General features: G+C 43.9%; 18 protein-coding genes and 1 riboswitch. Of the genes, 8 read left to right on the top strand and 10 right to left on the bottom strand.

Annotated features, from left to right (window positions below; genetic code table 11):
* Positions 1-6: 6 nt before the first annotated feature.
* Positions 7-360, bottom strand: coding sequence for an ArsR/SmtB family transcription factor (locus tag C4B60_RS14535; RefSeq protein ID WP_104058745.1), 354 nt, complete (start codon positions 358-360; stop codon positions 7-9).
* 168 nt (positions 361-528) lie between these two features.
* Here C4B60_RS14535 and proC point away from each other — a divergent pair, with 168 nt between their 5' ends.
* On the top strand, positions 529-1,338 hold the full coding sequence (gene proC, locus C4B60_RS14530; RefSeq protein WP_104058744.1) for a pyrroline-5-carboxylate reductase: 810 nt from the start codon (positions 529-531) through the stop codon (positions 1,336-1,338).
* Between the two features lie 46 nt (positions 1,339-1,384).
* On the opposite strand, the gene C4B60_RS14525 is transcribed toward proC, so the two are convergent.
* On the bottom strand, positions 1,385-2,911 hold the full coding sequence (locus C4B60_RS14525; protein WP_104058743.1) for an FAD-dependent oxidoreductase: 1,527 nt from the start codon (positions 2,909-2,911) through the stop codon (positions 1,385-1,387).
* A 341-nt stretch (positions 2,912-3,252) separates the two neighbouring features.
* Here C4B60_RS14525 and C4B60_RS14520 point away from each other — a divergent pair, with 341 nt between their 5' ends.
* Positions 3,253-3,681: a hypothetical protein gene (locus C4B60_RS14520; protein ID WP_104058742.1), complete on the top strand. Its 429-nt coding sequence runs from the start codon at positions 3,253-3,255 to the stop codon at positions 3,679-3,681.
* A 92-nt stretch (positions 3,682-3,773) separates the two neighbouring features.
* Here the strand turns inward: C4B60_RS14520 and C4B60_RS14515 are convergent, their stop codons facing one another.
* From C4B60_RS14515 to C4B60_RS14495, 5 genes are all read right to left on the bottom strand, one after another.
* Positions 3,774-5,321: an ABC-F family ATP-binding cassette domain-containing protein gene (locus tag C4B60_RS14515; RefSeq protein WP_104058741.1), complete on the bottom strand. Its 1,548-nt coding sequence runs from the start codon at positions 5,319-5,321 to the stop codon at positions 3,774-3,776.
* Positions 5,322-5,420: 99 nt separating this feature from the next.
* Entirely contained in the window at positions 5,421-6,176 is a 756-nt protein-coding gene (locus C4B60_RS14510) for an energy-coupling factor transporter transmembrane component T family protein (protein ID WP_104058740.1), read from the bottom strand.
* The gene (locus C4B60_RS14505) at positions 6,157-7,833 is read right to left on the bottom strand and encodes an ABC transporter ATP-binding protein (RefSeq protein WP_104058739.1); all 1,677 of its coding nucleotides are present in this window, start codon (positions 7,831-7,833) and stop codon (positions 6,157-6,159) included. The genes C4B60_RS14510 and C4B60_RS14505 overlap by 20 nt, the downstream gene beginning before the upstream one ends.
* Positions 7,817-8,407 (bottom strand): ECF transporter S component, encoded by a 591-nt coding sequence (locus C4B60_RS14500; protein WP_104058738.1) that lies wholly within the window; start codon positions 8,405-8,407, stop codon positions 7,817-7,819. The genes C4B60_RS14505 and C4B60_RS14500 overlap by 17 nt, the downstream gene beginning before the upstream one ends.
* On the bottom strand, positions 8,408-9,046 hold the full coding sequence (locus C4B60_RS14495) for a YkoF family thiamine/hydroxymethylpyrimidine-binding protein (protein ID WP_104058737.1): 639 nt from the start codon (positions 9,044-9,046) through the stop codon (positions 8,408-8,410). It lies immediately after the preceding gene.
* A 107-nt stretch (positions 9,047-9,153) separates the two neighbouring features.
* A riboswitch (TPP riboswitch) is annotated at positions 9,154-9,261 on the bottom strand.
* Positions 9,262-9,413: 152 nt separating this feature from the next.
* On the opposite strand from C4B60_RS14495, the gene C4B60_RS14490 reads away from it, so the two are divergent.
* Genes C4B60_RS14490 through C4B60_RS14480 form a run of 3 tightly spaced genes read left to right on the top strand, consistent with a single transcriptional unit; the run spans position 9,414 to position 11,667 of the window.
* The gene (locus C4B60_RS14490) at positions 9,414-9,866 is read left to right on the top strand and encodes a MarR family winged helix-turn-helix transcriptional regulator (protein ID WP_104058736.1); all 453 of its coding nucleotides are present in this window, start codon (positions 9,414-9,416) and stop codon (positions 9,864-9,866) included.
* A gap of 7 nt (positions 9,867-9,873) precedes the next feature.
* A complete protein-coding gene (locus C4B60_RS14485) occupies positions 9,874-11,256 on the top strand; it encodes an MATE family efflux transporter (protein WP_167578676.1) in 1,383 nt (460 codons plus the stop codon).
* Between the two features lie 12 nt (positions 11,257-11,268).
* Positions 11,269-11,667, top strand: coding sequence for a VOC family protein (locus tag C4B60_RS14480; protein WP_104058735.1), 399 nt, complete (start codon positions 11,269-11,271; stop codon positions 11,665-11,667).
* A 77-nt stretch (positions 11,668-11,744) separates the two neighbouring features.
* On the opposite strand, the gene C4B60_RS14475 is transcribed toward C4B60_RS14480, so the two are convergent.
* The 3 genes from C4B60_RS14475 to C4B60_RS21515 form a co-directional block, all read right to left on the bottom strand.
* Positions 11,745-12,500, bottom strand: coding sequence for a DUF695 domain-containing protein (locus C4B60_RS14475; protein WP_104058734.1), 756 nt, complete (start codon positions 12,498-12,500; stop codon positions 11,745-11,747).
* A 130-nt stretch (positions 12,501-12,630) separates the two neighbouring features.
* A complete protein-coding gene (locus tag C4B60_RS14470; RefSeq protein WP_104058733.1) occupies positions 12,631-14,694 on the bottom strand; it encodes a cation:proton antiporter in 2,064 nt (687 codons plus the stop codon).
* A 399-nt stretch (positions 14,695-15,093) separates the two neighbouring features.
* Positions 15,094-15,267, bottom strand: a complete 174-nt coding sequence (locus C4B60_RS21515) for an SE1832 family protein (protein ID WP_167578675.1) — start codon at positions 15,265-15,267, stop codon at positions 15,094-15,096.
* 213 nt (positions 15,268-15,480) lie between these two features.
* Between C4B60_RS21515 and C4B60_RS14465 the strand changes: the two genes are divergently transcribed.
* Genes C4B60_RS14465 through C4B60_RS21730 form a run of 3 tightly spaced genes read left to right on the top strand, consistent with a single transcriptional unit; the run spans position 15,481 to position 18,807 of the window.
* The gene (locus tag C4B60_RS14465; protein WP_104058732.1) at positions 15,481-16,926 is read left to right on the top strand and encodes a circularly permuted type 2 ATP-grasp protein; all 1,446 of its coding nucleotides are present in this window, start codon (positions 15,481-15,483) and stop codon (positions 16,924-16,926) included.
* Entirely contained in the window at positions 16,927-17,895 is a 969-nt protein-coding gene (locus C4B60_RS21735) for an alpha-E domain-containing protein (RefSeq protein ID WP_245153991.1), read from the top strand. It begins immediately after the preceding gene.
* A 60-nt stretch (positions 17,896-17,955) separates the two neighbouring features.
* Positions 17,956-18,807, top strand: coding sequence for a transglutaminase family protein (locus C4B60_RS21730; protein ID WP_245153989.1), 852 nt, complete (start codon positions 17,956-17,958; stop codon positions 18,805-18,807).
* Positions 18,808-18,841 lie beyond the last annotated feature (34 nt).

Below are 18,841 nucleotides of genomic sequence, written 5' to 3'. Positions count from 1 at the left end.
TTTGACTTACTCACAGGAAATTCGTTTTCCTTTTTGTATTAGTTCTTCTAAATGATGATCCTGTACAGGAAGCTGATGAAGAACTTGCTGAAGCATTTCATACCCTTCAAATCCCTGGTTGAGCGAGTACATAATCCATTGGCCGCGTCTTTGTTCTTTAATCATGCCAATATCCTTCATTTTTCTGACATGCTGTGAGATGGAAGGCTGACTCATATTAAAAATTTCTACAAATTCACACACACAGCAATCATGATCAGCTAAAATACGAAGCATCGTCAAACGGGTTTTATCACCCATTAGCTTCAAAGCAGCTGAAGCTTTATCAATTGAAAGAGCTTCTTTTGCTACCACATCCATACACCTCCACGGAAAATCATTTGTTTAAATTCATTATTAGTATATAGGCATATACTTATATGCGCAACTGGTTAATTAAAATTTAACAATTCCTTAAAATAAATTCGCTTTTTCCAGCAGATTCTTATACCATTTAACGTACAAACAGACAGTCAAAAGGTGGTTGCAATGAGAAAAAGAATTGGTTTTATTGGAAGCGGGAAAATGGCCCAGGCGATGATGGCAGGGATGATCCGGTCTGAAGTGGTGGTTCCGCAGGATATTTTAATTAGCTCGAAAACAGGACAAACGAGAATAAAAGCGGCAGCGCAATACGGGGTGCACGCTGTTGAGTCAAATCGGGATGCAGCAAGGCAGGCGGATATTTTATTTCTTGGTGTGACGCCTGACCTGCATAAGGAAGTGATTGAGGAAATTAAAGATAATTTAGTGGAAAACGTCATTATTGTGACGATTGCTGCAGGGCTTACGACAAAAAAAGTGGAGGGGTTCTTCGGCAGGAAAGTAAAGGTCATTCGGACGATGCCAAATACTCCTTCCTTAGCGGGAGCGGGAATGAGTGCAATGTGTGCAAACGAACTGGTGACAGAAGACGAATTGGCTGAGGTGAAGGAGCTTTTCCGTTCATTTGGAGAGGTGGAGGTAATTTCGGAGGGACTAATGGATTCCATTCCGTCAATAAGTGGTTCGTCTCCGGCATACGTTTACATGATGATCGAAGCGATGGCTGATGGTGGGGTGAAGCAGGGGTTAAAACGTGATCAGGCATACCGGCTTGCGGCGCAGGCGGTTTACGGGGCTGCTAAAATGGTGCTCGATACAGAGCTGCACCCGGGCCTCTTAAAGGATCAGGTCTGCTCTCCGGGAGGTGCTACCATAGATGCTGTTTCAACACTTGAGAAAGAACGGTTTCGTGGAGCCATTTTAAGCGCTATGGAAAGCTGTACTGCAAAGGTAAAGGAACTGGGGAAAGACTAAAAAAACTGCTCTCTGTACGAATTTAGTACGGAGAGCAGTTTTCTTTTTAGCGGTCTTTTTCAGTGTCAATCACTTTTAACGGTTTAAGCGCCGGTCCATTTAAGACCTCTCCATCAACAGCAAAACGCGAGCCGTGACAAGGACAGTCCCATGAGTTTTCACTTTCATTCCAATTACATTCACAACCCATATGTGTACAGGTCAGGTCAACAGCAAGGACCTTCCCGGTTTCATCACGGTATGCACCGATTGTTTTTCCATTCCACTTGACACTGCCGCCTTTTCCCGGAGAAAGCTGCTCAAGATCAACCGAAGCGCTTTCCAGCTTGCCCTTAACGAGCTCAAAGGCTGTATCAGCATTCAGCTTCGCACCCTGCTTAATAGAAGGGTTTGCTTTAAATCTGCTTGGTTCATACATTTCAGCCGATTCAGTTGAAACGCCAAGGATTTGATCAGTCATAATTTGGGCAGCCATGGTCCCTTGAGTCATTCCCCATTTTCTAAAACCGGTTGCCACTAGTACACGAGGGTGACGATTCGTGATCGAGCCGATATAAGGAAGTTTATCAAGTGTGATATTATCCTGTGCGGACCATTCATAAGTAAGGTCAGCCGGCCCGATTTGGGCATGAGTAAACTCCTTCAGATTTTCAATATGCTGATGGTGTTCACCTCCCTGACCGGTTTTATGGCCGTCTCCTCCAACCATAATGCCTCTTTTCCCGTCGTGGTCATAGAAACGGATGGATCTGCTTGGAGAATCAACAGATAGATACATGCCTCCCGGATCTTCTCCTGTCCATACTCCAGAAACGATATAAGAGCGTTCTACCTCCAAACGGGCAAAGTAAAGCCCTGCTGCATCCCAAAACGGATAGCTTGTTGCAATGACCACATGCTGGGAGGATAGAACGTGGCCGCTTTCCATTTCCACCTGGATGTCGTCGTCTTCTTTTATATCCACTGCTTTTGTATGTTCATGAATTTGACCGCCCATCGAAATGATTTCTTCCGTCATATGAGCTAAATATTTTAATGGATGAAACTGAGCCTGATTCTTCATAATTAACGCGCCTTTAATAGGAATATCGAAAGGAAGCGTAGAAGCCGTTCTAAATGGAATATCAAGCTTTTCGTAGGCTTTTTGTTCATCTAAAAGCTTATTTAGTGAAGGAGTGGACGAAGCATAGAGCCATGCTTCATGGTCCTCAAAGTCACAATCCCAGCCTTTTTGCTGAACGGTTTGTCTGATCCAGTCTACGGCCTGCTGATTATGGTCAAAAAACTGTCTCGCTTTTTCAATCCCGAAGTGCTCAATCAATTCATCATAGATAACCCCATGCTGGGCAGTGACCTTGGCAGTAGTGTAGCGGGTCGTACCGGATAGGATTTCACTTGCTTCAATTACGGTAACGCGGAGTCCTTTTTGAGATAGAAGGTAGGCGGTCGTGAGTCCTGTTATCCCTCCGCCGACTACGGTGACATCCGTCTGTCTGCTTTCATCCAGAGCTGGGAAATCCTTAATTTTGGCACTATCACGCCAATACGCTTCACGTTCATGGTTCGTTTCCATTTAAAACAACCTTTCTTCGTATAGTCGGTATTAGTATGGTGAAATTTTGCATTTTTATTATCCTTACCCCAGTATTTTCAAAATACACATTTCAAAGCCTATTAAAAGTTTGAAGCAATTCATATTACATCCCATCTTCTTGAGAAAATTTTTTGTTAGGTAAATGAAATGATCTAAACCAAACTTTTTTTCGTTATTGTTAGACCTGTTTTTATGTAATTTTCGGGGAAAACATAACAGGGAAATTTCATTCGAATTAAAGCGTTTTAGAAGCTGTTTTAGCTTGTTCTCCCGTGGAAGACAGAGACTGTAAGACATTAAATTTTAAGGAGTGATGAAGGATGTTGAAGAAAATGGTCGGAACAGGATTAGCTATAGGGTTAGCTTTTGGTGCTACGGGTGCAGGAGCAGCCTCCACTTCTGACAGTGAAGGACTGGATGTAGACCTATCGAGTAAACTGAATGCAGAGCTCAGTAGCGGAGAATTAATGTCTAGCCAGGATTTTAAGCTGTTGGCAGAGGAAAATGATTGGAACGTAGAGGATCTGCAAATTTGGGCAGAGGCAAACAGCATGACTGAGGTTGAGCTTCAGGAATGGGCAAAGCATTCCGGGTGGAGTGATAGAGACAGCACACGGTTGGACTTGGATCTGAACGGATCAATTGAGTTGGATAATCTTTTAGGCAGCAACAATAACGATCATCACCATGATAACGATAAAAGAAGCAATAATGGCCTGCTTGGCGGCCTACTGAACGGCCTGTTTTAAATCTACTTTGATCTCTCGTGAATGATAGACGAACAGCCCGATTTCTTCGTTGAAATCGGGCTGTTTCTTTGTGTTTTAATCATAGTGTTGGTTTACGCGTTCGCCCAGTCCTCGACATTCCATGTGGTGGTTGCCCAGTCCTCATAAAAGTCAGGCTCGTGGCACACAAGTACAACGGTTCCCTTGTAGGCCTTTAATGCACGCTTCAGCTCATCCTTTGCTGTAACGTCAAGGTGATTAGTGGGCTCATCAAACAAAAGCCAGTTGCTTTCATGCATCATCAGCTTGCATAAACGAACCTTCGCCTGCTCGCCGCCGCTCAGCTGGCTCATTTGGCGGGAGATATGTTCATTTTTAAGTCCGCAGCGTGCCAAAGCAGCTCGCACCTGATTTTGTTCCATGGATGGGAACTCGCTCCACACATCTTCAATTGGGGTAATGGCTTTTGCCTTCAGCTCCTGCTCGAAGTAAGAAGGGAAGAGGAAGTCTCCGTGAATGACTTTTCCTTTAAGCGGGTTAATTTTCCCCATAATTGTTTTTAAAAGGGTGGATTTTCCGACCCCATTTGCTCCAACGACAGCGATTTTCTCACCGCGTTCAATCGTGACATTGATTTTTGGCATAAGCGGCTGGTCATAGCCAATGACAAGATCCTCTGCTTCAATAACAAACCGGCTGCTGCCCCTTGCTTCTTTAAAATCGAAGGTAGGCTTAACTGCGGTTTCAGGGCGGTCAATCCGCTCGATTCGGTCAAGCTGCTTCTGACGACTTTTTGCACGGCCGGTTGTTGAGTAGCGTGCTTTGTTTTTAGCGATAAAGCTTTCCTGCTTTTTAATGAACTCCTGCTGCTTTTCATAGGCATTGATATGCTGATTTTTATTCAGCTCAGCAAGCTCAAGAAATTTTTCATAGGTCGCTGTGTAGCGGTTCATTTTCGTAAATTCCAAATGCAAAATAATATCAACAACGCCGTTCATAAAAGAGGTATCATGCGAAATCAACAGAAAAGCATGAGGGTATTCTTTTAAATACATAGACAGCCAGTGGATGTGTTCAACGTCAAGGTAGTTGGTCGGCTCATCCAAAAGAAGAACCTTAGGCTTTTCAAGTAAAAGCTTTGCAAGCAGGACCTTTGTACGCTGGCCTCCGCTTAAGGCAGCTACATCCCGGTCAAGTCCTATAGCATCAAGACCCAGGCCTCTGGCTACTTCTTCAATTTTAATATCAAGTGTATAAAAATCACCTGCATCCAGGGCATCCTGAATTTCTGCCATATCCTCCAGGAGCTGCTCAAGTTCTTCTGGTGAGGCATCTGCCATTTTACCGGTAATGTCGTTTAACTCCTCTTCCTTTTTAAATAAAGGAAGAAAGGCATCCCGAAGCGTGTCACGCATTGTTCTTCCGGGAGTCAGTCTCGTATGCTGATCCAGGTAGCCGTAATGTGTGCCTGGAAGCCATTCTACTTTTCCTTCATCATGAATTAATTCACCAGTTAAAATGCTCATCAATGTAGATTTCCCTACACCGTTTGCTCCAACAAGTCCCATATGTTCACCGTCTAGTAGACGGAAAGATACATCTTTAAAAAGGGTTCGGTCACCAAATGTGTGCCCAACCTTTACTACGTTTAACAAACTCATGCTAGTCAATTCCTCCGATATCTCATACTCTCCTACCATCATACGGCAAAATGCAATAAAAAAACAGAGACTCTTACTGGGAAGAATCTCTGCTTTCTTCTATAAAACAGCTGAAGCTGCATAAGCGGTGAAAAATAATCCGGCAAGCAGGCAAACGAAAAGGCCGTCACGTTTTCGCAGCGGTATTTCTGTGTACCAATGAGTCCTGGCTTCACCTGTAAACCCTTTGGATTCCATCGCAATCGCCGTTCGCTCAGCTTTCCGGATGGCGCTTGCAAGTAATGGAATAATAAAGCTTTTCCATTGGCGCACCCGTTCTTTTAGCGTACGCGGCCTGCCGACACCGCGAATTTGCTGGGCGCGCTGCATAATTTGAAATTCTTCCTTAATAAGAGGAAGAAACTGATAGCCTGCCATGACACCATAGGCAAGTCTGGTGGGAACCTTTAGCTGCTGCATTAAGCTCAGCATAAAAAGGACAGGCTTAGTCGTCAGTACAAACAGGAGAGATAAAGCAGAAAAGACGATCACCCGCATCCCAAGCCCCGCGCTCCTTGCAAGCGACTCTTCTGTTAAGCGCAGCCAGCCCCATTCAAACAGCATTTGTTCATCGGCTAGCAGTGCTTCATTCGGAAAAAGCATGGCTGTCCAAACATAGCCGATCGCCATGAAAACAAAAGGAGCGGTTAAAAGAGCCCAAATTTTAAAGGATACCTTCGATAAGGTGAAAGTAATGGTGATAATCCCGAGCCAGAAAACAAGATAAAGAACCGGATCCAAAAACAGGGCTAATACAATAATGGTTAAAAGTATCGTGATCATTTTAACGGAAGGATTAATAGTATGAAGCCACATTCCGGCGCCCTCCTATCCATTGCTTAAGTTTTACAGAAGGGGGGAGGAGGAGCCCGTGATTTTTCAAAAATTCTTCTCCAAGCTCCCATAAACCAGAGGTGTGCCCCTGGTATTGAACCTCTCCCTTTGATAGAAGAAGGGTGCGGTCAGCAAGCCGATGAATCAATTCCATGTCGTGCGTGACGAGCAGGGTTGTTTTTTGTTTGTATTTTCTTTCCTCAAGCATGGCTATTAAGCTTTGCATAGACCTCGCATCCTGTCCATATGTCGGTTCATCCAAAAGGAGAACATCCAAGTCATCGATTGTCATACTCGCCACACTTAAGCGCCTTTTCTGTCCCTGGCTTAAGGAGAGGGGATGCCGATCCTCGTAGCCGTTCAGACCAATTGCCATAAGTGTGTTTTCAATTCGTTTTTTAATGTCATCCGCTGTAATCCGTTTGATCTTCAGCCCAAACCCAACATCCTCTGAAACAGTGTGCTCGACAAATTGGTGCTCGGGATTTTGAAACACGTACCCAATTTTGCTTCTGATTTCGGTCATGGATAAATGCTTGGCTGAGTGTCCGCCAAATAGAAGATCACCGCCGGAAGCAGGAAATAATCCTGCCAAAATCAGCGCCAATGTACTTTTTCCGGCTCCGTTATGACCGCAAAAGGCAACCGTTTCTCCTTTAAAAAGGGTAAAGTTGATATCGTTTAAAATCAGCTGTTGATCGATTGCGTATGAAAGGTCTTTTGTCTGAATAACAGGCGTCCCAGGGCTGGAAGGATTTTTTGTGTTCACTAAAGTCTGCTTAAATGCCTTTTCCTGTTCTTCAGTTAGCTGCTCCTTCCAGCTTTCTTCGTTCAGAAGAATCCGCTCGGTGTTCTTCTGGAGCTGGATAAATAGCGGGAGTGCAATCGTCAGCTGTTCGAATTGATCAAAGTGCTCAAAAAGGGCTTCTTCAAATGGTTCATTTACTTTAATGCTGCCCTTTGAATCAAGAAGAAGGACACGGGTTATCCAGTCAGTCCAATCATTTAAATCATGGTCGATAATAATCAGGGTCAACTGTAATAACTTTTTTAGCTCAGCTAAGCACTGTATAAGCTCCTGCCTCGATAAAGGATCGATATTCGCAAATGGTTCATCCAGGATCAGCACCTCTGTTTTCATCGCAAGCAGACAGGCAAGCGCGACCCGCTGCTTCTGACCACCTGACAGGCGCTGAATTGTTCGTTTTTCAAACCCCTCAAGTCCGGTCTGCTGTAGAGAAGAAGTGATGCGTCTTTTCATTTCTTCTTTTGGAATGTGCAGATTCTCAAGACCAAATGCGATTTCCTCTTCAACCGTTGTCATACAAAACTGACTTTCAGGATCCTGAAACATCATACCGATTTTTTTGGATACTTCTCCGCTCTCCCATTTGGAAGAATCTCTCCCAAACCAGCGGATTTCCCCTTCAAGTACCCCGTTTCCATTCGCAGGTAGAATGCCGTTCATCAGCATGGTCAGTGTGCTCTTTCCTGCTCCGCTTGGTCCAGCCAGGAGAATGCTGTCTCCCATATTAATCGAAAAGGATAAATCAGATAGTACTGGAGAAAGCTCTTCTGAATGTCTGTATGTAACACGGTCGAATTGAATTACCGCGTTCAAATCAGGATGCTTTTCCATAGGAAGCCTTCTTTTTGTCCCGCGCAATGGCGTAACTGTTTAATACTCCTGTCTGATAGAGTCCGTCTGTCAGCCATTTGCCAAGCAGGCCGGCAAGAAGTGCACCGCTCACGAGACGAATAGTGAACATGAGCGTAACATAGCCGGGATCAAGTGCCCCGTAGCCTGAGATAAAATAGCCCCAGATAAAGCTTGTGACAGCTGAACCCATTCCTGCGAGCATCAGTACCCACAGGCCCCAGCGTTTATACCGTGTTGCAGCAAATACAGCCTCAGCCCCGGCGCCCTGAATCATAGCGGACACGATCAGCATGGGGCCCATCGCGTTTCCAATTAATACTTCAATCGTTCCGGCAACGGTTTCAGATAAAAAGGCAGCCCCCGGCTTGCGGAGAATATAGGCAGCAATGATTGAAACAATAAACCAAATGCCAAAAATCCATTCATACCCAATCGGGCCCATCATTCCCGCCATCACATTTCCTACCTGAACAAAAGCCAGGTACACAACTGCAAAGACAACAGCCAGTACAGATAAAATGATAATCTCAGATAGCTTCCATTTAGATGTCATTTAGTGTGCTTCCTCCTGATGCGACGGGCTGTTAATGCTCATATTTACCGTCATCACAATATGGGAGCTTTTACCTTCCTGTGCCTGCTTAAAGGCTTCCTCCAGAGTTGTAAAAACATCATGAATATCTCCGTGAAGGCCGCTTGCATAATGAACCCCTTTTTTCAGTGTTCCGTGCTCTTCTGCGAGTCCAACCTGAGCCATTATGGTCGCCATATAATCAGGATCACCCATTGGATAAAGGGCGAATTGAGAGGAAACATATTGTCGCAGTTCGATACTGCCCGGCTCATTTAAACGGATATCGTCTTCAGCCATATACGTATCGCCCTCTGAATCTCCGGGACAGCCGATTGAAAATGTGGCATTGAACGCAACATGTGCCCCGGTTTTAGAGGTGTGAAGCACCATCGCTTTTACCACATCAAAGACATGTGCTTCGCGGCCGCGGACACAGGTGCTTACGTCATCTGTATACCGCCATACTTTGCTAGTGTCCACTGCTTCAATAGCACCCTTTATAAGAGACACAAAATCATTTGTCATCGGGTGAAGTGAAAAGCGGCAGCCGACAATTCTGCTCGTTCCGCAGGCTGCACTTGTTGCTGCCTGCTGAGGTACTGGTTGAGTGTTTGACATACTTAATTCCTCCTTATGATCGGTTTTTGACAAAACAAAAAGCTGCATCCCTGAAAGGAAAATGCAGCTTCGTCATCATCAAAAAGTAAGAAGTTCGTTTAAATGAGTGATGAGTCACCACACTTCCCCACGCCAGTATTACCTGGATCGGGTAATGAGGGATCGGAACGCAATTGTTCTCATCACAGCCCTTTCGAGCACCCCTAGTGTATCGACTTTCATATGCAGTTGATTTGTCACGTTCATCATAAGCCAATCTATGGATCTTGTAAAGATAAAACTATTTCGGAAGTTGGATAGTTGCATCTGCAACTACTTCTCTATATAATCAACTAAGGATGATAATTCGATAGAACTGAGGACAACAATGACAAAAAATCATGGGAACAAATCAGTAGGTAGAATGGTCTCAACTGTTCACCGCTATGGGTATATGCACTTGAGTAAAACCTTTGACCAGTTCGGCTTGGGCAGGGGACAGGTTAAATTTTTGATGGCTTTATTTGAACAAAATGATCAGACACAGGAGCAGATCGCCACTGTTCTTAAAATGGATAAAACGACAACGGCCAGGGCGGTAAGAAAGCTTGAGGATGAAGGATATGTAACCCGACGGCCTCACCCAACAGACCGCAGATCACAAATAGTGAGTCTGACAGAAAAAGCCTTTGAAATGGAGCCATTGATCCGGTCCATTCTAGAAGAATGGACCACAGCCTTAACAAAGGATTTTACTGAGGAAGAAAAAGAATTGGCATTAAATCTGCTCCGTCGGATGGCGGATAATGCTGTGAAGCAGATCCAAAAGAAAGAGGGGTGACGTCAGGTTGAAACAGCAAAGTACACAGATGGGCACTGAAAAAATATCAAAATTAATGGTCAAGTTTTCTGTCCCGGCCTTTATCGGAATGTTTGTTATGGCCTTTTATAATATTGCAGACACTTTTTATATTGCAAGAGGAGTAGGCACACTTGCCGTTGCTGCTCTTTCCATTGCTTTTCCGCTTCAGCTGATCATTACCGCTTTTGCGGCTGCTATCGGGATTGGCGGATCCTCTATTATTTCAAGAAGGCTTGGAGCCGGGAAGCTGAAAGAAGCCAATGAAGTCTTTGGCCATGTTGTGTGGCTTGTAGGTTTGTTAAGCATCATCATGGTGACGATTGCTCTTACATTTTTAGAGCCGATTTTGGTTGTGTTTGGTGCAACGGAGGATGTGCTGCCTTATGCGATGGATTACTTATCCATTATTCTTTATGGATCTTTATTTCAGGCGTTTGCGATGTCGAGTAACAATATCGTCCGCTCAGAAGGCAACGCGAAGGTAGCGATGCTGACAATGATCGTTTCTGCTGGGTTAAATATTATCTTAGATCCGATCTTTATATTTGTACTCGATATGGGGGTCAGCGGAGCAGCGATTGCAACTGTTATTTCCCAGGCAGTTGGAGCCGTTTGGATTCTCCTTTACTTTAAAACAGGAAAAAGCTCTCTTTCCTTTAGATGGATCGGTCTTCTTCCTGATATGAAAGTTGTGAAAGAAATTATCGGAATAGGCTCAGCAACCTTTGTGCGTCAGGTAGCGGGAAGCCTGATGTTTGTGGCCGTTAACTGGATGCTTGTCGTTCATGGAGGAGATACAGCAGTTGCGATTTTCGGGATTATTAACCGAATCATGATGTTTGCCATTATGCCGATGTTTGGCATAGTACAGGGTATGCAGCCGATTATTGGCTACAACTATGGAGCTCAGCTTTACCACCGTGTTAGTGATACCTTAAAGATCGGGATCCTCGTTTCAAGCGGAATCGCCACATTTGTGTGGACGGTTACGATGATTTTCCCTGGTGCAATGATGAGTGTGTTTTCTACAGATCCTGTTGTAATAGACGGAGGGGAGGAAGCGATGCGCTGGATTTTCCTTGTCGCGCCGATCATCGGATTTCAGATGGTCACTGGAGGACTTTATCAGGCGCTTGGAAAAGCAAAAATTTCTTTTATCCTTTCCATGTCAAGACAGCTGCTGTTTCTTATCCCGCTCGTGCTCATTCTTCCGTCCTACTTTGGACTGATGGGTGTGTGGCTTGCGTTTCCACTGGCTGATCTGATGGCTTTTCTGCTTTCACTTTATTTTGTGTGGAGAGACCGCAAGCAGCTATTTCAAAAAACACCTGCCCAGGCCAGGCTGCGTGAGGCCAAGGTCAATGGATGAAGGGGGAATAGGATGATTCATCATGTTGAACTATATGTTGCTGACTTAGCTAAGTCAAAGGACTATTGGGGGTGGCTGCTTTCTGAGCTTGGGTATGAAAAATTCCAGGAATGGGAGCAGGGAGTAAGCTTTAAAAAGGAAAAAGCTTATATTGTTTTTGTTCAGACCGAAGAAAAATACGTAGAAGCCGGCTATCACCGGAAAAGAATCGGCTTAAACCATCTCGCTTTTTGGGCAAAATCCATAGAACAGGTTGATAATTTAGCTGATCAGATGAGAAGCAGGGGAATGAGGCTGCTTTATGAAGATCGGTATCCTTTTGCAGGAGGACGGGATCACTACGCGTTATACGGGGAGGACCCTGATCGGATTAAAGTGGAAATCGTTGCTGAGCACTCTTTAAAGGAATAATTTCATTAATCCACATAAAAAAAGCGATCGTTTATGGCTGGCTGACAGCTTCATAAAACGATCGCTTTTTAAATGTGCTACTTCTGTTCAATAACCATAGTTTCCCAGCCATCGTAATCTCCTTCAAACTTTTCGGCTGTCTCCACTAAAAAATCGGTTATCTCATTAATTGAATCAATGTCCACTAAATCAGTTCTGGAAATCTGCAGCCTGTACCGCACATTTTCTTCCTCTTCCAGAGCTTCCTCTTCAACTTCAAAGCCTTCTTTTTTTATGGCTTTACTAAAGCGTTTCATCATTTTTTTGTCTTCAAAATAAATCCAGTGATCAACATGGCGCGGGTCATCAAGACTGTCCCCTGATTCCTCAAGCATCTCGACAATCTGCCAGTTCCCCATATGCTGCAGCTGGTAGGGGTCAGGATAAAGGAATGTAAAATAAAATGCCCAGGGCTCTTCTTCTTCAATCTCTGTGATTTCATACTCATAGCCTGCAGATTGGAAAAATTGAATGCAGGCTTTATTAATCAATTCAACTTCTTTTAAGCTTGAATACAAAATAATATCCCGGGAGCCATCGGAAGTAATTCGTCCTGCACAGAGAATCTTTTTTGTCTGGATATGCTCAGTAAACGCTTCTTCTATTCCATTCATCTTTTCATTTTCCGTTTCGGAGGGGAAGCCGTTCTCATTCGGCAATTTTATTGGCACACTTACTGCAAAAGCGTACGGGAAGTGCTCCGGATCTACTTCTTCACTGATTTCCATATCTAAAACGACCGAAGCCAGCTTGTCTTCAATATAGCCTGTATAAGTATCCCAATAATCAGACATTTTTTAGCCTCCTATAGTAAACTATGTAAATATTTGCAATCTTTTTAAATAATACCACGAAACACTGAATTAAAACGTAAAAAAGCAGTGCTGTAATGAATCAAATTCATTAAGCACTGCATAAAAATCGTCAGTCGTAATCGCGCCTGAACATTACTTCTTTTGGTACATCTGTTCCGCGTGCACCTCTCAAGTCCGTTTCCCCAATTTCTGTAGGGTAGAAAATAATAAAGCTTTCCGGGTTGGCTTTTGCAAGCTTACCGGGCACCCGTTCAAGTTCGGGGTGCCATGCAATGGTCCCTTTACGTGCACTCATCAAAACAACCAAATCATTTTTCCGAAGTGAACTGACAGGCTGCTTGTACATCTCGTCCCAGGATTCTAGACGATGGAGGAAGGTCGTAACACTCGGTTTAATAGACTTAAATAATTTGTCATACCGTTCAACAGAATCCTTAATGATTAAGCATTCAACCATACAATTTAACTGAGAAGCCATTCCTTTAATAATGCGGATCGCATCATGAATACCTGGCTTATAGTAAGAGCCTTTAGGCAGGATTAAAATAATCCGCTCTGTTGTATTTAAAGGGTGGCCAAGCTTCACAATCATTGCCCGTTCGTTTGTATGGTCAAGAAAATTATCTATAATACCTCCAAAAAGTACGGCCTTTGCCGGTCTGTCTCCATTCCAGCCGGCGATAATGGTTGTAATACGTTCCTCCGCAACTGCGCGTTCAATCCCCCTGCCAATATTCCTGTCGACCTTTATAAGAGATCGGGCAGGAACATTAGCACCTGAAGAATACGCAATAGCCTGCGTCAGCATTTTTTCGGCCATTGCTACTTTTCCTTCCACATATTTAACGTCCTTTTGCACAACCGTCAATGGGTAAAGCGGTTCGCTGGATTGCTTTGCACTTCTCACCACAAAGCCAAGATCCAAGAGGGTAGTGGTGGTGGACGGATTAGCAATTGGAATCAGTATCCGTTCAGGACGGTCATCTTCACCGCCTGCATCTACCGCTTCTGCCACTGCTAAACGGCGGCCGAATTTTTCCGTTAAATAAGGACCGAAAATACAGGTGAGTAAAATCATTACAATCACAGCATTTACAATTGCCTGGTCGAGAAGACCAAGCTCAAAGCCGACAAGCGTAGCTGCAAGTGTTGCAGCAGCCTGTGGAATGGTCAGTCCGATAATGACTTTATTTTCATCCGGTGTGTAATGATAAAGCCTGCTTGTGATCAGGCTGGCAGCACTTTTTCCAATTAAGACTGCACCGATAATGCAGCCCATGATCAGCCAGGCATCAGGGTTTGAGAAAAGAACCGTTAAATCCATCAGCATTCCGACAGAAAGTAAAAAGAACGGAATAAAAAGCGCATTGCCTGTAAACCGGATTCTGTTCATTAAAGGTCCATGATCATAAATATACCGGTTTAAAGCGAGCCCAGATAAAAACGCTCCAATAATCGGCTCCAGTCCTGCAAATAATGCAAGGCTCCCGGCAACAAATAAAATGGTAAGGACAAAATTAAATTCCAGCTGGCCTTCACTGTTGGAATTGCGGAAAAACCAGTTTGCAAGATATGGAGCCCCTACTAATACGATAAGAGCAAAAATCAGTGTAGAAACGATGAGGCGGACCCAAAAGGCGAAGCTGGCATCTCCGGACGCAAAGCCTGCTACAGCTGCGAGAATCAGCATAGCGAATGTGTCAGTGATGAGTGTTCCGCCAATTGCTGTCGTGACGGCTTTGTTTTTGGCAATTCCAAGCCTCGATGCGATCGGGTAGGCAAGCAGGGTGTGGGACCCGACAATTGAGCCGAGCAATATAGCAGCAGCCCAGCTGAAGTCCAAATAGACGGCAACAGACGTTCCGATAATCAGTGGGATAAAAAATGACAGCAGACCAAAGGAAATACTTCTTGTCCGGTATTTTTTAAAGCCGTCTATATCTAACTCAAGGCCTGCAATAAAAATGATAAATAAAAGGCCGACGGTCCCCAACAGCTGAATCGTTTCTCCTCTCTCAAGCAGCCCAAAGCCATTCGGTCCAACGATTACACCTGCAATAATCGGCCCGATAATCCCCGGGATCCGGAGTTTATTCATAAGGATGGGAGAAATTAAAAAAATAATAACCGCCAGCCCAAAAACTAAAACCGGCTCTTGAAATGGAATTGTCATAAAATTCACCTGCCTTAATATTAAAATGGTAGCTGACTTATCAACCTATTAACTCAGTCTTTGTTTTCTTAATGGTCGAATTGATTTCCGTTTCAGGGGAACGCTTTCCGCGGGGCGGGGCTTGAGCTAACTTGCTTTCAGCAAGTGGATCTCAAGCTCCCGCTTCATCCCGCAGGAGTCGTCCCCTTCCACTTCAATCAATACCAATGTAGCTAGTTTGGTGCTTCGGAATTTAAAAGTTACGATGCAATTCTACTAAAAATGAAGTGTTTACATTACTTCCCCGTGCTTCCACTGTAATCAATAAAAATATTTTTAGATTATATCACAGGGCTCCGTGAACTATTTATTAAAGCGTTTTCATTAAAAAAGGCGCCGCATGCTTAGCGGCACCGTGCGTTATTCATCCTGGCTATTCCTCAGTTCCGATAGCTCATTTTCAATCCTTGAAAGCCTCTTTTGGGCTGATGATGGATCAACTCCGACAGACTCCAGCTTCTCCAGGTCATCCTGCGCGCGGATATACTCCATTTTTAACTCACTGATCCGTTCTTCTGCTGCTTTAGAATCCATAAAGAGAACCTCCTCATCCTGATTTGATTTTATAATTTTACCGGGATTTTAAATTTATTGCAAAAATGAGCTGAAAATTATACATATTTTTCAAAGTGCAAGGGTATACAGTAATAATTAATTTTCAGAAAATTTAGAGGTTTATGTAGGGAAATTGTCGAATGAACGTTATAGAGCCTTAATTAACCAGGAAAAGAGGAGGGGTCCCAACGAATGTTTAAAACGTATCAATCACCGAAATTTTACGATGAAATGATGGAGCAGGATGGGTCTGTACGAGATCATTATAGGGAATTTCATAACATGATTAATCAATTTTCTTCTGAGGAATTAAGAGAAAAGCATGAAACCGCTCAGCTTAGTTTTCTTCGACAGGGAATTACCTTCACCGTTTACAATGATAATATTGGCACTGAGCGTACAATGCCGTTTGATTTCATTCCAATCATCATGCCTCCCGCCACATGGGACACAATTGAAAAAGGAATGATTCAGCGTGCGGAAGCTTTAAACTTATTTTTAGAGGACATTTATAACGAGCAGCATATTCTTAACGATGGTGTTATTCCGAGGGAACTAGTGGAACAAAACCCGAATTATTTTAGAGATCAGGTTGGAGGAGTAAAAATTCCTTTAAATAACCATATTTTTCTTGCAGGAATAGATTTAATTAAGGATCAGGAGGGAACCTATAGAGTATTGGAGGATAACCTTCGAAATCCTTCGGGTATGTCTTATGTGTATCAGAACCGGTATGTTATGAGGCAGGTGTACCCGGAGTTTTTTAATCGCCACAGCATTCATTCACTTGAAGAACAGCTTTCCAATATGCAGGAGGCAGTGCTGTCCCATGTTCCTAAACATTGCAGCAAAAAGGCAAGAGCCGTGCTGCTGACACCGGGAATGTTTAATTCCGCTTATTATGATCATGTGTTTTTAGCCCAGCAGATGGGGATCGAGCTGGTAGAGGGGCGCGATCTTAAGGTGCGGAACGGCATTGTTTATATGAAAACAATCAGAGGTCTGCAGAGGGTAGATATCATTTATAGAAGAATTGATGATGACTATCTGGACCCAAAAGCCTTCAAGCCCGACTCAGCGCTCGGGGTAGAGGGGCTGCTTGAGGCTTACAGAAAAGGAAATGTCGCGATTTTAAACGGGATCGGCAATGGTGTTGCTGACGACAAGGCCATGTATGCTTATGTACCGGAAATGATCCGCTATTACCTTGATGAAGAGCCTATTATTCCAAATGTAGATACCTATTTTATGAGAAACGAAGAGCAGCGGAACTGGGCGCTTGAACGCCTGGACGAGCTGGTCGTGAAAAATGTCGGGGCTTCCGGAGGATATGATATGCTGATCGGTCCCCATGCTTCAGAGCATGAAATTGCAGCGTTCAAATCAAAAATCCTGGAGGATCCAAACCAGTATATTGCTCAGCCTACGATCCAGCTTTCCCGTGCGCCTGTTTTTCAGGATGGTGATTTTTATCCCTGCCATGTCGACCTGCGCGTGTTCGTCATGAGAGGGGAGAAAACAAATGTCCTTCCCGGAGGACTTTCCAGGGTAGCGCTTAAAAAAGGCTCACTGGTCGTTAACTCCTCCCAGGGCGGCGGAGGGAAAGACACATGGGTGCTAAAAGGAGGCGAGGGGTAAATGCTTAGCAGAGTAGCAGATTCACTGTATTGGATGTCACGCAATATTGAACGGGCCGAAAACAATGCTAGAGTGCTTGGCGTTCAGCTGATTCAAATGCTTGAAGCTTCGTCAGAGGAATCGCTTGCCAACCACGATTGGGAGACTGTCATAGAAATTTGCGGCTCACTGCAGGAGTTTAATCAATTATATGACAGATTTACGGTCACAAATATCATCGATTATCTTGCTTTTTCCGAGGATAATTTAAGCTCAGTTTTAAACTGCATTAAATTTGCCCGGGAAAATGCGCGTACTACAAGAGACATTATTCCAAATGATTTATTTGAAGTGTGGAATGATCTATACCTCGAGAGCAGCCGGATGTTTATTCCCGAAGGCTCAATAAACGAAGTTCATTCCTTTTTAAAACAGGTAAAGATTGCTTCCCTCACCTCTCAGGGCGTTATCGAATCCTCCATGTCCCGGGGGGTGCCCTACCGATTTATTAAAATAGCCAAGTGGCTTGAAAGAGCAGAAAAAACGGCAAGAATCCTGAATGTTTTAAGCGAAAAATCAGAGAAGGATGCCGAGCGTGCAGACGGCACCAATTATTACTATTGGCGTTCAGCGCTACAGCTGTTAAATGGCTATGACGAGTATCTGAAAAAATATCCTCCAAGAATGAATGAAAAGGATGTTTTAACCTTCCTGCTATCTGATGAGGCATTTCCGAGGTCCATCCAGTACTGCATGGATCATGTGCGTGAAGCGATCATTGCCCTTGAAGGGGCGCGCGTCTCCCACTACTCCTGGAGGATGTATGCTGCTCTCGATCTGCTGATGGAGGAATTTAATGAAGAGCATATCAATAGCCTGCAAGTACATGAATTCAGTTCATTCCTCGATAACTTCCAGGATCGATGTAATGACATTAGTCTGATTTTTTCACAAACCTATTATTTAATCGAGCCCGCCAGTGTACCTTGAAAGAACCGGGCAAATATACTGCATGAAAAGCATGTAAATCAGCGAGGAAGTGACAACGGAATGAAATACGAAATTGAGCATACAAATACGTTTCACTACGAAACGGTAGTGGATCAAAGCATGAATGAAATACGTTTAAAACCTAGAACAGACGAGTGTCAGCGTCTATTACATTATCGGTCTGATATTACACCTGCCTCGTTAACAAAGGAATATATAGATTTATGGGGAAATAGTGTTGAATCATTTTTCATCGCAGATTTTCACCAGTCGCTTGAAGTAAAAACAACTTCAACAGTCAGCATTCAAAAGAGTCCTTTCATTGAAAGAATAGACTATTCACCTGAGATGCAGACGATCTTTCATTCTGATTTATTTAAACGGCATTATCTTGCGTCATTAAATCAAACTGCCTATACATTTGTGGAGCAGCATCAGGTAGACCGCATTCTTCAGGAAATCGGCGACACAGAAAATCCGGTCCGATTTTCACTGGATTTAATGAAATATGTTCATAATATGTTTGAATACAATGGGGAAGCCACAGACGTTAACACGAAAGCCAGTGAGTCCATCGAGGGTAAAAAAGGCGTTTGCCAGGATTACGCTCATGTGATGATTGGTGTCCTCAGAGCTAAAGGGATTCCTGCGAGATACATTAGCGGGTATCTGTATGTAGGAGAAAATTCAGCCCTGGTCGGTGATTCCGCCACACACGCATGGGTGGAGGTAATGGTTCCGGGTATTGGATGGGTCGGTCTTGATCCGACCAATAATGTAGAAGCGCTCGAAAACCATATACGCGTTGGAGCAGGACGTGACTACGCAGACGTAAGCCCTCTTCAGGGAGTCTACAGAGGCGGTAAGCACACACTGGATGTTAAAGTAAGTGTTAAATTAATTGATCAATAAACAAAAGACGCCGGAACGAATTTGTCCGGCGTCT

It is taken from the genome of Jeotgalibacillus proteolyticus (assembly GCF_002926065.1).
Classification (GTDB): domain Bacteria; phylum Bacillota; class Bacilli; order Bacillales; family Jeotgalibacillaceae; genus Jeotgalibacillus; species Jeotgalibacillus proteolyticus.
This window is presented reverse-complemented; position numbering and strand designations above follow the sequence as displayed.

Excerpts from the sequence above, each read along its gene's own strand:
- C4B60_RS14505 (WP_104058739.1), bottom strand. The coding sequence starts at position 7,833 with ATGGAAAAGCATCCTGATTTGAACGCGGTAATTCAATTCGACCGTGTT.
- C4B60_RS14490 (WP_104058736.1), top strand. The coding sequence starts at position 9,414 with ATGACAAAAAATCATGGGAACAAATCAGTAGGTAGAATGGTCTCAACT.
- C4B60_RS14515 (WP_104058741.1), bottom strand. The coding sequence starts at position 5,321 with ATGAGTTTGTTAAACGTAGTAAAGGTTGGGCACACATTTGGTGACCGA.
- C4B60_RS21515 (WP_167578675.1), bottom strand. The coding sequence starts at position 15,267 with ATGGATTCTAAAGCAGCAGAAGAACGGATCAGTGAGTTAAAAATGGAG.
- C4B60_RS14480 (WP_104058735.1), top strand. The coding sequence starts at position 11,269 with ATGATTCATCATGTTGAACTATATGTTGCTGACTTAGCTAAGTCAAAG.
- C4B60_RS14475 (WP_104058734.1), bottom strand. The coding sequence starts at position 12,500 with ATGTCTGATTATTGGGATACTTATACAGGCTATATTGAAGACAAGCTG.
- C4B60_RS14470 (WP_104058733.1), bottom strand. The coding sequence starts at position 14,694 with ATGACAATTCCATTTCAAGAGCCGGTTTTAGTTTTTGGGCTGGCGGTT.
- proC (WP_104058744.1), top strand. The coding sequence starts at position 529 with ATGAGAAAAAGAATTGGTTTTATTGGAAGCGGGAAAATGGCCCAGGCG.
- C4B60_RS14495 (WP_104058737.1), bottom strand. The coding sequence starts at position 9,046 with ATGTCAAACACTCAACCAGTACCTCAGCAGGCAGCAACAAGTGCAGCC.
- C4B60_RS14535 (WP_104058745.1), bottom strand. The coding sequence starts at position 360 with ATGGATGTGGTAGCAAAAGAAGCTCTTTCAATTGATAAAGCTTCAGCT.
- C4B60_RS14525 (WP_104058743.1), bottom strand. The coding sequence starts at position 2,911 with ATGGAAACGAACCATGAACGTGAAGCGTATTGGCGTGATAGTGCCAAA.
- C4B60_RS21730 (WP_245153989.1), top strand. The coding sequence starts at position 17,956 with ATGAAATACGAAATTGAGCATACAAATACGTTTCACTACGAAACGGTA.
- C4B60_RS14465 (WP_104058732.1), top strand. The coding sequence starts at position 15,481 with ATGTTTAAAACGTATCAATCACCGAAATTTTACGATGAAATGATGGAG.
- C4B60_RS14510 (WP_104058740.1), bottom strand. The coding sequence starts at position 6,176 with ATGTGGCTTCATACTATTAATCCTTCCGTTAAAATGATCACGATACTT.
- C4B60_RS21735 (WP_245153991.1), top strand. The coding sequence starts at position 16,927 with ATGCTTAGCAGAGTAGCAGATTCACTGTATTGGATGTCACGCAATATT.
- C4B60_RS14520 (WP_104058742.1), top strand. The coding sequence starts at position 3,253 with ATGTTGAAGAAAATGGTCGGAACAGGATTAGCTATAGGGTTAGCTTTT.
- C4B60_RS14500 (WP_104058738.1), bottom strand. The coding sequence starts at position 8,407 with ATGACATCTAAATGGAAGCTATCTGAGATTATCATTTTATCTGTACTG.